Origin of the sequence: Shewanella sp. Actino-trap-3 (assembly GCF_002836275.1) — a bacterium.
In the GTDB taxonomy this organism is placed as follows: domain Bacteria; phylum Pseudomonadota; class Gammaproteobacteria; order Enterobacterales; family Shewanellaceae; genus Shewanella; species Shewanella psychromarinicola.
The window spans coordinates 3,751,798-3,767,341 of record NZ_PJCE01000001.1; the positions used below are offsets into that span (position 1 = coordinate 3,751,798).

Sequence of the window (15,544 nt, forward strand, 5' to 3'; positions counted from 1 at the left end):
GGCCTTTTTTGTTTAATAACAATATAACGCTACACAAACTCAGCTTATCTAACTGATAAATAAATTAACCTCAGTGTAAACATTGACTCTTTTTAATACCAAATTGGGTAGAATACGGATTCGTTCATGCTTAATTTCTCAATGGAACCGCCTTAATGCCCACAATATCGCCCCTGTCTATTCACCTAAAACTGGGTATTTATGTAATATTAGCGTTATCGATCAGCGCATGCGCCATGCCACTGGGGATGACACAAGCGGGTAGCATTACCGCCCCGTCTATTGACGAGGCCAGCGGTTTGGCGGTATCGAGGCTCAATGACAAGATATTGTGGGTACATAACGACAGTGGTGATTCGGCAAGAATTTTTGCCATTGATACCCAAGGTCATCAACTCGCGACAGTAAACATTAGCGGTGTAAAGAACATTGATTGGGAAGACATCGCCTCGTTTGTTTACCAAGGTGAAGCGTACTTATTGATAGCCGATGTGGGTGATAACCAAGCGAAGCGATTTCAGTATCAATTACACCTGATCAAAGAGCCTGATTTAAGCCAATTGAATGGACAAAAAACACTGTCGGTTAAACCCAGTTGGAGCATGACATTTACCTACCCAGATGGCGCACACGATTGTGAATCCGTAGCCGTTGATGTGGCTAAGCAAAAAATACTGTTACTGAGCAAACGCGATAAACTGCCGATATTATACGAGTTGCCATTAATCGCTCCGTCGGCGCAAGGCGCATCAAAGAATGCATCGGTTCAAATGATTAACAAACAAGCCAAAAGGTTGGGCGAAATAGCGCCATTACCAACGGCTATGCTCGATTATGTCAGTATCTATACTTGGGCCGGTTTTGCCGGAAAACCGACAGCGATGGATATCTCCGCGGATGGTTTATCGGCTGTAGTATTAACCTACACTCACGCGTTCTATTTTACCCAATCACAGCCTGGCGATTGGTTAACGCTGTTTTCTACAGCGCCACAAGAGATTGCTCTGCCAGCGATAAAACAAGCTGAAGCGGTTAGTTTTAGCCAAGAGGGTAGCAGCATTTTTATTACATCAGAGATGCTGCCAGCGCCTTTGTATAAAATGGATTTGAAAGGTTTTCATACTCAATAGTAGGTTTTTTTCTTTATTTTTTAGATATTGCCTGCGGCCACTAAGGTCGTGGTGCTTCACCCACACCAGACCAAGAGGAAACCAACGGCTGTTTCCTCTTTACTTTTTATTCAAAGAATTGGCCCAGCCGCCACATCAACATTATCCCAATGTGATTTAAGCAATAGAAGCGATAATTTCGCGACGTGGTACGATCCAGCTTGTGACTTCGTTTGTAGACTGCTTCGGCCCATCTTGCAGTAAAGAGTGAAAATGTTAACGCTTCCGATGGGGATCTGATGTGAATGGACTCACGAATGTCGTGGTGGCATGGTCAATAATGTTCCCGACATCAAATGACATTCCCCATGTCCATATGGGTCAGATGCCAAAGAACGACCCTTCCCCTCGAAAGCTAGCCTGACGTCCTGTCAGGCTCACGCATTCTTTTATAAAGAGTCTTCAACGGCCTCAATTTATTGAATACTGAAGGTTTCAAAGCAAAATACGCAAAAGTCGCAAACAAAAAAATTGTCTGTTTCAGCTAATGGGCTCGCGGTATTTACATTACTGTTGCTTGGTTTGATATTGCTGTTTTGTGTCTTCTATCAGTTGTTGCCACTGAGGATATTCAGCAAAGCTTTGTTGTAAGTCGCCCCAAGGGGTGAGTGCTTCGGCCATCGTCGGTGCTTTGTTTTGGCGGGTTTGGTATAAATAATAAAAGGCTGATGCTCGATAATTAGCCGCGCAATGGACTAGCACAGGGGCATCGCCATTCTGGTCCATCAGGCTAAAAAATTGCTGTAGATTTTCTGGTGTAGGCTGCTGCCAGTCCACGCTAATATTGTGATAGTTCATACCGAGTTGAGTGACGATTTGCTGCTCATTTTGTAAGGCGTTTGGGTTGTCATTGGGAATGAGATTAATCACCGTTTTGATACCAGCTTGAGCGAGTTGTGCAAATTGTTGCTCTGTGGGTAAACCTGCAGTAATCACTTGTGGATTATTAAATTTAACTGCTTTTATGTCGCCAAGTGTGTTGGTGTCAATATTCGCCATGCTGCCTGTACTGTTCACATCGGCACTGAACACTCCCGCACTAAAAAAGAAACAAGATATCAATAAGCTGGCTGACAGTAGGCGATAACGTTGCAGTATATTCATGTGGATCCCTTAGATTAATTTGATGCGTGATAACGCGTAGCGAATTTTTACCCTAATGATAATAGCCTTGTTGAATCGTATCGACTAAAACTGAATATTGTGAGTAGCTAAGACGAATGCAACGACACAGTACATCACATCTGTCACTACTGGATGCGTGCTTAAGGCTAATTCCCTAAAAATAGAGTTAAAACTAGGACTAAAACTAAAATAATAACCTCATTACCCGCTTGATATCAATCAAGCCGCTAGTGCTGCTTTGAATCTGCCGCATTGCTCACTGTTTTCCATCTAGCGCTCAGTTCGTTGATGATTTCCTTTAATTTATACATTTGAATAGTGCTGAAGGCTATCGCAATCAAAGCTAAAAAGCAGTTATGTTAATTCATCATAAAAATGGGTGGCATAGTTTCAGCATAGTTTCAGACGAGTAACCGTTGGCTAGCGTTTCGCACATTTAGCCAAACTGTTACTCGTCGCTTTAAGTGGCGTTACGGCATACTGCTGGATTCAAGTAAAATTTACACTGCCATGCATGGCTAAAAGTAACCCCATATCTTTGAGTCTGACATATTGGGTTATAGCCCAAAAAACTATCGTCGCGAGGCCACTGGGGGGGAGTGTTAATAAAAAAAGTAGGTGGCGATGTTAGTTTTCTTAGGGCTGTATGCTCCACATCTTTCACCGAAAGAAACCATACCACCCTAAGTATTCGCTTCTTACATGTTCCGACTCAAGCGTCCCGTTTTAAGCTAAAGAGACGCTAAATCGAAACCTAATCTTACAGGCTTGTCCTCCTGCTATTTTGCAGATACATAGACGAACACTGTGATGTCGTCGCTAAATCTGTCATTTGTGGCTGCGATGTCCTCGATTGTTACCGTTCCCAGTACCTGATTACTGGCCTTACTGTGACGGTTTAAAAACGCCAAGTTGCCCCAAGCTTCATATTTGTGTGAAAACTGGGCCAGACTAAGGCCATTACAGGAAATACTGTTGACGCTGTACCTTAAACTATCGCTATCAGAAAGTAGCTGGCGTCTCAACTTGGCATTGTTGTCGTGACCCGCCAAGATGCAAGTCTTGGTTTCTTGACTGTTATCCTGGGCTATAAATACATAGTTTTCTGCTTGTGCACTCAGTGCTAAGCTGCTCAGCAGCAGTGCTGGAATGGTGAGTTGAATGTTCATGTTAACCTCCAATGATGAGATCGGGAGTCTTGTTTGCCCCGAGCCCAGTGCTTCATTCTTGCCTGGTTGTTACAAACGAATGCTATGCAACACCTTGCGCACAGGAAAAGTTCGCAAGAATCACGGTAACATCCACTCCATCTTCGCCAAGAAGCGCTGTCACAGATAACCTGTCCACGATAGAAACACTCGTTCGCCTTCAGTCCGTATTCCTCGAGGTCGATGCCATAGCCAAACCAACCACATAAAACTTAATTGTGTCTGCATTATGATGGCTTATACCGGCTTAGGCTGAGGCTGGCACACAAGTGCCACAGGTACACGTAATTCTAATTTTAGTATAGCCATAGCTTGCTAAAACTGTGTTGCTAGACTGTGTGCAAGTGTAACAAAGTGTGGTTTGCTACTACCATGGCCGGGCTACTAATAAAGAATCATAATGTCGAACCAAGAACTGTCGAACCAAGCGACCCATAGTTAAATTCCCATTGTGAAATATTGACTTAGCCTTTTAAAGGCAAAAGATTAGGAAAATATCGAAAGGTGCACCATAGCCATTTGCAAGTCGACTGTCGGTGACCCTTGTCTTACATAAGTAGGGCCATGATTAGCCTGTATAGCGAAATTTTGACTGACAAGTTTTTTAGTCTTAGCGATTAAGCAAGAAGCTCACTAACACGTCTCTACCCAGAAATATGCCATCGAGCTTCTTTGCTTTGCTTATTTCAATGCAATATCCCGAGCTGAGGTTATTTACTCTTCACTGCTCAAAATAAAATTGCTAATCGCTTTTGAGATCAGGTCTTTCTTCATCGTAGTGCGTGCGAGAGGTTGGTTAAACCAAAAGCTCATTGGTTGGTCAAAGCCGATACCGTGCATATAATTGTAGAGCGCCTTACGCAGTCCTTCGCCCAGCATGTCATGATCGGTGCCGGTTGGGTCGGTGAAATCCACATCGTTTTCAGCGAATAAGATCTCTGGGCGTTCAGCAAGGGTGATACCAAACTGCTCTGGGTTCAAGCCAATAGGGCTGTGGATGGTGGCCACAAAACGATGCCAGTAGGCGGACTGGAAACAGCCTTGCTGCATCAATTGGCGCACCATTTCCAGCGAATCGATAGTCTCTTGTTCGGTTTGTGTTGGAAAGCCATACATTAAATAGGCATGCACCAAGATACCGGCATCACTAAAGGCTTTGGTGACATGGGCGACTCGCTCAACACTCACGCCTTTTTTCATTAGTTTCAATAGTCTGTCTGACGCAACTTCAAGGCCGCCGCTGACTGCGATACAACCCGAGTCCGCCAGTAACTGGCAACGCGCTGGACTAAATGTACGCTCAAAACGAATGTTGCCCCACCAGCTAATCACCACGTTGCGTTCAATGAGCCGTTTTGCAAACGCGAATAAGGTTTTTGGCGGTAGGGCTTCATCGACAAAATGGAAACCTGTTTGTCCGGTTTCTTCAATAAGCGCTTCGATGCGGTCCACCAGAATATCCGCGCCAGCAGTATCGTAGCGGTCGATGTAGTCCAAACTGACATCGCAAAAGCTGCATTTACGCCAGTAACAGCCATGGGCTATGGTCAGTTTATTCCAGCGGCCATCACTCCAAATACGGTGCATAGGATTGAGCATTTCACATAAAGACAGGTATTCGCCCAATGGCAAGCCATCGTAAATGGGCGCGCCAACGTCGACCTGTGGAATGTCGTGTAGCAGTTCGTTTTGATTTAAGTGGACGTAGGCTTGACCATTTTCATCTTCTGCGAGGAAATAGGTTCGCACTAACTCGTCTATCTCGCGCTTGCCTTCAAAGTATTCCAGCAGGGTGATAAGTGGGCGTTCGCCGTCGTCAAGACAGATAAAGTCGACAAACTCAAATACGCGAGGGTCTTTGAGTGCGCGCAGCTCAGTATTGACAAAACCACCGCCCATGACGATGGGAAGCTCAGGATTGATGGCTTTACAGGTTTGCGCAATACGCAAAGCGCCGAGCATGTTACCGGGAAAAGGCACTGTTAACGCGACCACGCTAGGCTGAGTTTCTTCTAGATACTGCTCGACCAACTGTTCCAAAATTTCCGAGCTGAAACTAGGGTCTCCCATCAAGGTGTCGTAGAGGTTGTCAAAGCTTGGGTTGGCCGACGCTAATTTTTCGCCATAGCGGCTGACTTCAAAGTAAGGATCAACCCCCTGAGTAATCACGTTCGACAGATCATTAATAAACAGGGTGGCGAGATATTTGGCTTTATCTTGTACGCCTAAATTGCCAAAGGCCGCTTGCAACACATCGCCAGATATCTCTTCCATCTGGGCTATAGTGTCAAATGCTGGGCCTTCTGGTAAAAAACGCCGTGAGTTAATCCGCATTGCTAGGCTTGGATCTTTACCCTGCAAAAAGCGAATGGCAGGCTCAACGGCTAGATGGTAACGATCGTATTCGGCTAGAAAATTAAAGATCACATCAGGTAGCTCATTGTCTTCAAAATGCTCGAAGTTTTCTTCCACATGTTGACGGATAATCTCCAGCGCAGGCGCCGTCATCATCTCAAGGAAAAGCTCAATAGCAGGATCTCGCTGAACCGCCTCATAGCCTCGTGAGCGTAAAAAACCAGTCAAATACGCTGTTGCCGGATACGGCGTATTTAGCTGGGTCATAGGTGGAGTCATTAGAAGAACGGTCATAACCTGCCTTTAAATAGTAAAACCTGAATGCTTATTGCGAAACAGAATAATGGCAGCAAATGCCGCTGCCATAAAATAATAATGAATTCTAACAAATGACCTGTAAAAAATCCCAGTAGATTAGAAAATGGTTGATTGATCACTGGTTGATTGCGCCGTCTGGATTGATCATATGCTTCGCCATTTGAGGCGGAATAGTCGTCAGTGTCGACTTTATGCTTTTTAACCGTGCGATCAGGACTGCGAGGCACGCTGATTAAGCGGTCGAGTAAGTCGAGTCAGATGGACTGAATTTTCATCTGACCCTGCTAATGCTTTAATTAAGGATGGGCGCTAGATAACCAGTGCCAAGTTGTTGCATTTGCTGTTCAACCCAGACTACTCTCTGGCGAAAATAAGGGCTTAAATTACGAGGGTCGCGATTGCGAGGGCTGGGCAATAGCACGGCTAGGCGCGCGGCTTCATTACGGGTTAGATAGCGAGCCGATTTATTAAAATAATGCTGGCTAGCCGCTTCTACGCCGTAAATCCCTTTACCAAACTCTGCCACGTTGACATACACTTCTAAGATACGTCTTTTGCCCCAAATCGCTTCAAGGCTTAAGGCCAACATGGCTTCCAGACCTTTACGAACAAAGCTTTGTCCCGGCCATAGTAAGAGGTTTTTTGCGGTTTGTTGGCTGATGGTGCTGGCACCACGAAGACCTTCGCCGTCGTCGTACTGATTAAGGGCTTTACTGATGGCGGCAAAATCGACACCGAAATGCTCTGGAAACAGCTGATCTTCTGAGGCAACCATGGCTAGCGGTATCTGCGACGGCAACTCATCAATACTTATCCAGTGTTGGGTAACCGGATAAGGGCTTTGCAGCATAAATGACGTAGTCGGTGGCGCCACAAATCGAAACACCAGTAACAATAGCGCCAGTAATAGCAACAACCGCCACATAACAAACCATGTCCAACCCAAAAAACCTCGTTTACGATTTGCCATTCACTGCCTCTGGTTATGTCAGCCTTTGAGGCTTTGTCGTCTTCGACGTGCAAGAGTATAGGATATTGAGCATCAAGACCAAACGCTAATAAACGTCGTTCAAACTTTATCTCTCGAGGGAAGTTTACCTCATATCGGTATACAGATTCATTAAGCCGCAATAATGCCTAAGGTGGTCACAATGTGATACTCATTTTAAAGTGATCCAGCGTGGGCAATCCTGCGGTTATCACTTACTCATTATTAAACGTTAATGGGGTTAATCTCGGCAAGCTTGCCAGTATCTATATTGGCCATATAATTGCTACTTCAGGTTAAGTTAACCAACAATAAGCTGCTCAACAGTAATCCATAGCGATAAAATCTTTTCATATAAGTTCCTCAACAAGGTTTGATATTTGACAAGATAGTGCGGATGTCTGCCAAGCTGGTTTGCCATTGATGATAATCAAGCCTAATAGAATAGGCGTTGTTATCGACCATCAATACCAATGATGGAAACCCTTGAATAGGAAGTTGACCAGCAAGGTTAATTTCTTGCAACAGTTGTTTGTCTATGTCATTAGCGGTTAATTGTTCAACGAAAGGTGCTTCAGGGATGCCAACTTGAATCGCGATAGCCACTAAAGTATCGAGATCAGATGGGTTTTTCGCATTCAAGTAATACGCCTGTTGAATCGCATTAATCATTTGTTTTTCAAGCCCATATTGACGAGCAATGATACTGGCTCGACACGCTGGATAAGTCGATCGCCTGGGTTGGCAGAGATGCCAAAAGTCATGATTAAATTTAGTGCCCAGTTGTTGAGTAATCTTTTGCCACGTTTGTTGTAACATTTGCTGCATCGGTCGTGGCATTGGGAGATCTGAATCTGGCGCCAACCCCCCGACCAAGTATTTGATGGTTAACTGTTGGCCCAATTGCTGCTGCAGTTGAGCTTGCAGCGTGTCCCATGTGGGGCGATATCCCCAACACCAACTGCACATAGGGTCGTGAATATAATAGAGTGTTGTGTTAGGCATTATGGACCTCGTTGTTAAGCGTTAAAACGCTACTGCTGTTATTCGCTACTATCGTTGGTATCACTATTATCGTTTTATCTATTTAGGGTTATTATTGTCATATTAATTCTATATTTTAGTCATATTCATTGCGTAAGCTGGTGGCGATAATGAGTCAATCAACCCTGCATTACAACAGACATGCATGACAATATGGAGCAAAAAGATGACAAGGAAAAACAGTGTCACACTGGGTATTATTTCGATTTTGACCAGTATGTTATGGGTCTCAGGCTGTAACAGTAACGATAATAATACCAGCGTAGCAACAGAATTGAATAAAAGTGTCAGCGCTCAAGTGGGCCCTAGACCGCTATTTTTAGTCGGTCAAATGCAAGACAGTGAGTTAAAAGATCAATTAGCGCAATGTGCTTCAAATTCATTTTACCGGACTGATTTCTCGATTGGCCACCGTGGTGCATCGATGCAATTCCCTGAACACACTAAAGAAGCCTATCAAGCAGCCATCGATTCCGGTGCTGGTATTGTTGAATGTGATGTGACCTTTACCGCAGATAAAGCGCTCGTGTGTCGTCATTCACAGTGTGATTTAGCCACTACCACCAATATTCTGTCCATTCCAGCCCTAGCCAATAAATGTTCAGAGCCATTTTTACCCGCCGATGCTGTTAACGGTGTCAGCGCTACGGCGACTTGTTGTACTAGCGATATCAGTTTAGCTGAATTTAACACCCTAAAAGGCAAAATGGACGGCTTTAACCCCAATGCCACCACAGTCGAAGAGTTTATGGACGGCACGCCAAATTGGCGCACCGATTTATATGCCGGTAATGGCACTTTAATGACTCATGCTGAAAGTATTGCCTTATTCAAAGCGGCTGGAGTAAAGATGACTCCAGAGCTTAAGTCGGCTAGTGTCAGCATGCCCTATGATGGCTTTACTCAGCAAGATTACGCCCAGAAAATGCTAGATGAGTATGCCGCAGCAGGTGTCGATGCATCGCAAGTATTTCCGCAATCATTTAATTTAGATGACGTAAAATATTGGATAGCCAATGCGCCTGAATTTGCCGATCAAGCGGTATACCTAGATGGCCGTGACGAGCAGGCTGGATTTGACTCGCAAAATAGCGCGACTTGGTCACCGAGTATGGATACCTTGGCCGCTGATGGCGTAAAAATTATCGCGCCACCGTTATGGATGTTAGTCACTTTAGATAATAACAAGGCCATCGTACCTTCTGAATATGCTAAAGCGGCTAATGCAGCTGGCTTAAAAATTATTGCATGGTCACTTGAGCGTTCAGGCCCACTGAGCCAAGGTGGCGGCGGTTGGTACTATCAAAGTATTGCCGACGTGGTTGATAACGAAGGTGACACTTTTGAGCTGTTAGATGTACTGGCAAAAGATGTTGGCGTAATCGGTGTGTTTTCCGACTGGCCCGCTACCGTGACCTATTATGCTAACTGCATGGATATGTAACGATTAACAGTATTATTGTCCCTTATTTAGCAGGGATAAACTGAACTTATCAAGAAGGTGCTGACATTGTTGGCACCTTTTTTATTCTATTCACTATACTCGTTGTGATAGAAGATTAATTGCTCACGGCTCAACCAAGCTTCGAGCGAGTGGGCGATGATAAACGCTAATGTCACTTGTTGATGTATTATCGAAGCGACCGAAATAGTGACATAAATGAGGTTTATAGCGATGTGGCTAGCCTTTAGTCTATATAGCTCGCAGAGGATGTCAGTGGTAGTGTTATAGCACAATAAGACCTATAACCATATATAAAATAAGGATATTTAGGATGAAACTAACCAAACGTTTTTGCATGATTGGCGCGGCGGCCGCGCTGTCTATTAGTACGGCTGTTATGGCGGCACCGACATTTATTAATATTCTTACTGGCGGTACCAGTGGTGTGTATTATCCTATCGGTGTTGCTCTTTCACAACTGTATAGTAATGGTATTGAAGGCTCTAAAACCTCTGTTCAAGCGACTAAAGCGTCTGTTGAAAACCTTAATTTATTACAAGCTGGACGTGGCGAATTAGCACTTGCGTTAGGTGATTCGGTATCGGCTGCATGGGCGGGTGATGCTGAAGCAGGTTTTAAGACACCGTTGAACAAATTACGTGTCATTGCCGCAACATATCCTAATTTTATCCAAATTGTCGCCAATAAAGATGCAGGGATTAATAGCCTTGCCGATTTAAAAGGCAAACGTATTTCTGTGGGGGCGCCTAAATCTGGTACTGAGCTAAACGCTCGCGCTATTTTTAGTGCTGCAGGCTTAAGCTATGACGATATGGGGAAAGTGGAATTTCTGCCTTATGCCGAATCAGTTGAGCTAATTAAAAACCGTCAATTGGATGCGACCTTACAATCGTCTGGCCTAGGTATGGCGGCCATTCGTGATTTAGCCGCCACCATGGCGATTAACTTTGTCGAGATCCCCGCAGATATCGTGGCTAAAATTAATAATCCCGCTTATCAAGTAGGGGTGATTACTGCCAATACCTATGAAGGTCAAACTACCGATATTAGTACGGTGTCGATTCAGAATTTATTGGTAAGCCATAGTAAGGTATCTGATGAAATCGCCTATCAAATGACTAAACTCATGTTTGAAAACTTGGATCGTTTAGGTACGGCACACTCTGCCGCTAAGGCTATCAGTTTAGACACAGCGACCAAAAATCTGCCTATTCCAATGCATCCAGGTGCAGAGCGTTACTACAAAGAGGTGAATGCATTGTAATCTCATTTTTACTTTGCGAGCGCTTGCTTAACCTAAGCAAGCGCTTATGTGTTTTTGTCTTTCGGCATACCATTTTTAGCTGTAGTAAGGGTAGAGGTATACCATGAGCGAGCCATCCAATAACCAGACTATTATGTCGCAACAAGGCTTAAGTGCTGATACCCGAGATTGGCCAAAAGCCCTATTTTTCGTGGCACTCATTTTTTCTATTTTCCAAATTACCACCGCAGCATTTCATCCTGTTTCAACCCAAGTGTTACGCGCCGTGCATGTGGGTTTTTTATTATTAGTGGTATTTATTAGCTATCCAGGTATCGGCAAAAGCCAGCCATGGCAACCCTTAGCCTGGATACTCGGCTTAGCGGGTATGACTACCGCGGCTTATCAATGGGTGTTTGAAGCCGACTTAATTCAACGTTCCGGTGACTTAACTCAAAATGACATGATTATTGGTGTGGTATTAGTCGCTCTAGTGTTTGAAGCGGCAAGGCGAGTGATGGGCATTGCCCTGCCGATCATTTGTGGTTTATTTCTGGCTTATGGTTTGTTTGGTGAGTATTTGCCCGGTGAACTGATGCACAGAGGGTATGGTTTTGATCAAATTATTAACCAGTTAGCCTTTGGCACAGAAGGCTTATATGGCACGCCAACCTATGTATCAGCGACGTATATTTTCTTGTTTATTCTGTTTGGGGCCTTTTTAGAGCAAGCTGGGATGATCCGCTTATTTACCGATTTTGCCATGGGATTATTTGGCCATAAAGTCGGTGGACCCGCAAAAGTATCTGTGGTGTCATCGGCACTAATGGGCACCATTACTGGATCCGGTGTGGCTAATGTGGTGACCACTGGCCAGTTTACGATTCCGTTAATGAAGCGTTTTGGTTATCGATCTGCTTTTGCGGGCGGGGTTGAGGCCACGTCCAGTATGGGCAGCCAAATTATGCCGCCGATTATGGGCGCAGTAGCCTTTATTATGGCTGAAACCATTAACGTGCAATTTATTGAAATTGCAAAAGCAGCGATGATCCCCGCTGTACTGTATTTTTGCTCGGTGTTCTGGATGGTGCATTTAGAAGCTAAACGCGCCAATTTATCGGGCTTACCCAAAGATCAGTGTCCTGATCCGTGGGCAGCGATTAAGCTACGTTGGTACTTACTCATCCCGTTATTTATTTTGATTGGCTTGTTGTTCTCTGGTCGCACGCCACTGTTTTCTGGGATGGTGGGGTTAGCACTAACTGCTATTGTGATTTTAGGTTCGGCCATTATTCTCAATCTATCATCAGCTGCGATGCGGTTTGTTTTTTGGATAGCGCTAGGGGTGTTATGTGCTGGTTTCTTTCAATTAGGCATCGGGGTGATGTTTGGGGTTATTGCGCTGCTGGTGGTTATTTGTTGGTTTGTTAAAGGCGGTAAAGAAACCCTTCAACTGTGCTTACATGCCTTGGTAGAAGGTGCTCGTCATGCAGTACCCGTTGGAATAGCGTGTGCATTGGTTGGAGTGATTATTGGCATTGTGTCACTTACGGGTATTGCCTCTACCTTTGCCGGTTATATTTTGGCGGTTGGCCAAGATAACCTGTTTTTATCGTTAATACTGACCATGGTAACGTGTCTCATTTTAGGCATGGGGATCCCAACTATTCCTAACTACATTATTACCAGCTCAATTGCTGCGCCAGCGTTACTGGATTTAGGCGTGCCGTTAATTGTGTCGCATATGTTTGTGTTTTACTTTGGCATCATGGCAGACCTTACCCCGCCTGTTGCGCTAGCGTGTTTTGCGGCAGCGCCAATAGCGAAAGAGAAAGGCTTAAAAATCAGCTTGTGGGCTATTCGTATTGCTATCGCTGGGTTTATTATTCCCTTTATGGCGGTATACGAACCAGCGTTAATGCTCCAAAGTGGTGGCGTGTTGGATACCCTTTTTGTGGTGCTTAAAGCGACGGTTGCAATTGGGATTTGGGGAATTATCTTTACTGGGTATTTATTCCAAAACCTTTATTGGTGGGAGCGTATTTTAGGCTTTATTGCCGGTGGTTGTTTAATTATGGCGACGCCATTAAGTGATGAGTTAGGTTTTGGTTTGGCACTGGCGTTTATGTTACAGCACCTGTGGCGTGCACGTAAGTTACAACGTTTAGCACAGGACAAATAATGCTAGGATTATGTTTAGGCCTAGCGGGCACAATATGGGCTCAAGTACCTGCTGAGAAAATGACTTTATCGTGGACCCACACGATTGAAAAAATTCGTTGGGCAGAAGATTATCGCTTGCAGCCTGACGGGTTTATCTTAGAGCAAGCAAGGGTAAAAGGCAGTGGTGCAGGGATGGAGATACCGTTGGATGCCGTGTTAAACAATGGCAGCTGGCATTACACCCCCCATTTACCTATCTTGCCGATGCTAAAACTTGGTCGTACCCCAGAAGCAGGTGATTACCAGCTGTGTGTTTCATCTGCTCAGCGCGAGCAACAATGTCACCCAATGAGTTTTTGGGTCGGAGAGCCGACAGTTGAACAGCCATTGATAGAGTTATGGGGCTGCGATATTGGGTAGTGACATTGTGACGTCAGTTCGCATAATGCATCATGTTGTTTGCCTCGTTTTAGACATAAAAAAAGCTGAATCAAGGATCCAGCTTTTTCTTTATGAAGCGTTTTGACAAAGACTTACTTTGAAAAAATATCTTGCAGTGCGGGTACTACTTGTTTCTTACGGCTTAATACGCCGTCTAACCACACTTTACCATCGACGGTAGGCTTACCGTAAGCGCGCTCAGTTAAGTCTGCTAAGTCAGAAATTACCAACATTTCTGAGCCTTCTTTCATGATATCGGTTAGCAGTAATAATACGCTGTGGCGATTACCTTCGGCTTTCAGTTTAACGATATCCGCGGCTAAATCTGCTTTGATTGAGTCAAATACAGATAAGTCGATCACTTCTAACTGACCAATACCGACCAAGTTACCGTTCATGTTAAAGTCTTTAAAATCACGCATAACTAAGTCGCGCGCCGGCGTGCCTTCAACCGCTGATTTGACTTTAAACATATCCATGCCGAGTGCTTTAAAGTCTTCAATACCGGCGATTTTAGCTAATGCTTCAACACAACGAATGTCTGCAGTGGTGCAGGTGGGTGATTTAAAAATGACCGTGTCACTTAAAATGGCACACATCATAATACCAGCGATGTTTGCAGGGATTTCTACTTGGTAAAAATCGTACATCATTTTAATCACAGTGTTGCTGCAACCCACGGGGCGGATCCAACACTCTAGCGGAGTCGAAGTGGTTAGGTCGCCTAATTTATGGTGATCAACAATCCCCACAATAGTCGCTTGAGCGATATCATCTGGGGCTTGAGTAACTTCTGAATGGTCAACAATATAGACTTCTTCGCCAGCATAACTGGTTTTGTATTCTGGCGCTTCAAAACCAAATTTCTCTAGAATAAATGCGGTTTCTGGTGATAATTCGCCTAAACGGGCCGCAATGGCCGGTTCATCGATTTGGTTTTTTAAATATGCTAATGCGATAGCACCACAAATTGAATCTGAATCAGGGATCTTGTGACCCACTACATACATTGCCATTGAAACACTCTCCTATAAAGTTATGATGATTTTAACAAGGATTAATCTTCATCGCATTAAAAAACAACACTTGATTGATTCAACTTACCAGATCAAGCTTATCGTTGATGATATGAGCTATCAATGGCTCAAAAAAAAGCCCCAAGCGGAGAGTCTCGGGGCCTTTCTATCTTACCAAGGGTAAATGCACATTCGTCATTAGCTCAGGTATGACACATTTGTCTCTAGCTCAGATATCACAGGGATGTTAAGAGATATGGTGTGCATGGATTAACTTTAGCAGACTTTGGTTAGATAGCGATATTTTGCCATAATATCCATAGTTGGACTGAGCTGAGGCTATCTTGATCTCGCTATTTTGTTATAGCCGAACTTTAATCACCACTTTACGGACTTTTTGTGGCGTTGCACTGGTGCCTGGCATATGTATATCGCCGGGAAAAAACAGCGCGAACATGCCCGCTTTTAGAGGAATAAATGCCGCGTCATCTTTGTTAGATTCATAATCGTATTCAGCATAGTCATGTTTGTCAAAATAGGGCTTAGAAGGCGTTTGATTGGCCAAGGGTAAATAACCAAATTCTTCTTCACCGCTGACCACATATTGCACATCAATGTATTGTTGATGAACTTCAAACGGCTCTATTTCTTTGGGTTTGGTTTCATAATCATTGACGATAACGAAAATATTTTTGCCTTCAAGCGGGTAGGTTCCCACTTCAAGCTGACTAAAGTCTGTGTCGGCGAGATGGGTTAACGCTATGGCTAATCTCGGGTTGAGCGGTGTATAAAGGTGACGATTGGCTAAAGTATCAACAATCATAAAAAATTCCGTAAAGTAAAAGCCACAAAAACATCATAGCGTGTTAGCGCTAAAGCATACTGTTTTACAAACACAACAGCATTAAAAATATAATAAGAATTGTAAATTACCTGCACGACAGAGCTGAGTTAATATCCTCATTTTTATCCATACATGAGCCTTGATTGGTTTTATACATCCCTGTTA

At 44.1% G+C, this 15,544-nt stretch carries 12 protein-coding genes; 5 read left to right on the plus strand and 7 right to left on the minus strand.

Annotation, left to right across the window (positions count from 1 at the left end; translation table 11 throughout):
• Positions 1-155: 155 nt before the first annotated feature.
• Positions 156-1,130 (plus strand): hypothetical protein, encoded by a 975-nt coding sequence (locus tag CXF80_RS16175; protein ID WP_101033960.1) that lies wholly within the window; start codon positions 156-158, stop codon positions 1,128-1,130.
• 546 nt (positions 1,131-1,676) lie between these two features.
• Here CXF80_RS16175 and CXF80_RS16180 read toward each other — a convergent pair.
• The 5 genes from CXF80_RS16180 to CXF80_RS16200 form a co-directional block, all read right to left on the minus strand.
• Complete coding sequence (locus CXF80_RS16180) at positions 1,677-2,273, minus strand: protein tyrosine phosphatase family protein (RefSeq protein WP_101033961.1); 597 nt, start codon at positions 2,271-2,273, stop codon at positions 1,677-1,679.
• 800 nt (positions 2,274-3,073) lie between these two features.
• The gene (locus CXF80_RS16185; RefSeq protein WP_101033962.1) at positions 3,074-3,463 is read right to left on the minus strand and encodes a DUF3718 domain-containing protein; all 390 of its coding nucleotides are present in this window, start codon (positions 3,461-3,463) and stop codon (positions 3,074-3,076) included.
• Between the two features lie 753 nt (positions 3,464-4,216).
• Positions 4,217-6,151, minus strand: coding sequence for a B12-binding domain-containing radical SAM protein (locus CXF80_RS16190; RefSeq protein WP_101033963.1), 1,935 nt, complete (start codon positions 6,149-6,151; stop codon positions 4,217-4,219).
• A gap of 316 nt (positions 6,152-6,467) precedes the next feature.
• Positions 6,468-7,145, minus strand: coding sequence for a monofunctional biosynthetic peptidoglycan transglycosylase (mtgA, locus tag CXF80_RS16195; RefSeq protein ID WP_101033964.1), 678 nt, complete (start codon positions 7,143-7,145; stop codon positions 6,468-6,470).
• A gap of 381 nt (positions 7,146-7,526) precedes the next feature.
• Entirely contained in the window at positions 7,527-8,168 is a 642-nt protein-coding gene (locus CXF80_RS16200) for a DsbA family protein (RefSeq protein WP_101033965.1), read from the minus strand.
• A 205-nt stretch (positions 8,169-8,373) separates the two neighbouring features.
• Between CXF80_RS16200 and CXF80_RS16205 the strand changes: the two genes are divergently transcribed.
• The 4 genes from CXF80_RS16205 to CXF80_RS16220 all read left to right on the plus strand — a co-directional run bounded on the left by CXF80_RS16205 (position 8,374) and on the right by CXF80_RS16220 (position 13,498).
• Complete coding sequence (locus CXF80_RS16205) at positions 8,374-9,651, plus strand: glycerophosphodiester phosphodiesterase family protein (RefSeq protein WP_101033966.1); 1,278 nt, start codon at positions 8,374-8,376, stop codon at positions 9,649-9,651.
• 331 nt (positions 9,652-9,982) lie between these two features.
• Entirely contained in the window at positions 9,983-10,936 is a 954-nt protein-coding gene (locus CXF80_RS16210) for a TAXI family TRAP transporter solute-binding subunit (protein WP_101033967.1), read from the plus strand.
• 103 nt (positions 10,937-11,039) lie between these two features.
• The gene (locus CXF80_RS16215) at positions 11,040-13,097 is read left to right on the plus strand and encodes a TRAP transporter permease (RefSeq protein ID WP_198554781.1); all 2,058 of its coding nucleotides are present in this window, start codon (positions 11,040-11,042) and stop codon (positions 13,095-13,097) included.
• On the plus strand, positions 13,097-13,498 hold the full coding sequence (locus CXF80_RS16220; protein ID WP_101033968.1) for a DUF1850 domain-containing protein: 402 nt from the start codon (positions 13,097-13,099) through the stop codon (positions 13,496-13,498). Before CXF80_RS16215 ends, CXF80_RS16220 begins: the two co-directional genes overlap by 1 nt.
• A gap of 113 nt (positions 13,499-13,611) precedes the next feature.
• Here CXF80_RS16220 and CXF80_RS16225 read toward each other — a convergent pair whose 3' ends face one another.
• Together CXF80_RS16225 and CXF80_RS16230 are read right to left on the minus strand one after the other, a co-directional pair.
• The gene (locus CXF80_RS16225; RefSeq protein WP_101033969.1) at positions 13,612-14,535 is read right to left on the minus strand and encodes a manganese-dependent inorganic pyrophosphatase; all 924 of its coding nucleotides are present in this window, start codon (positions 14,533-14,535) and stop codon (positions 13,612-13,614) included.
• A gap of 361 nt (positions 14,536-14,896) precedes the next feature.
• Entirely contained in the window at positions 14,897-15,358 is a 462-nt protein-coding gene (locus CXF80_RS16230; protein ID WP_101033970.1) for a YhcH/YjgK/YiaL family protein, read from the minus strand.
• Positions 15,359-15,544 lie beyond the last annotated feature (186 nt).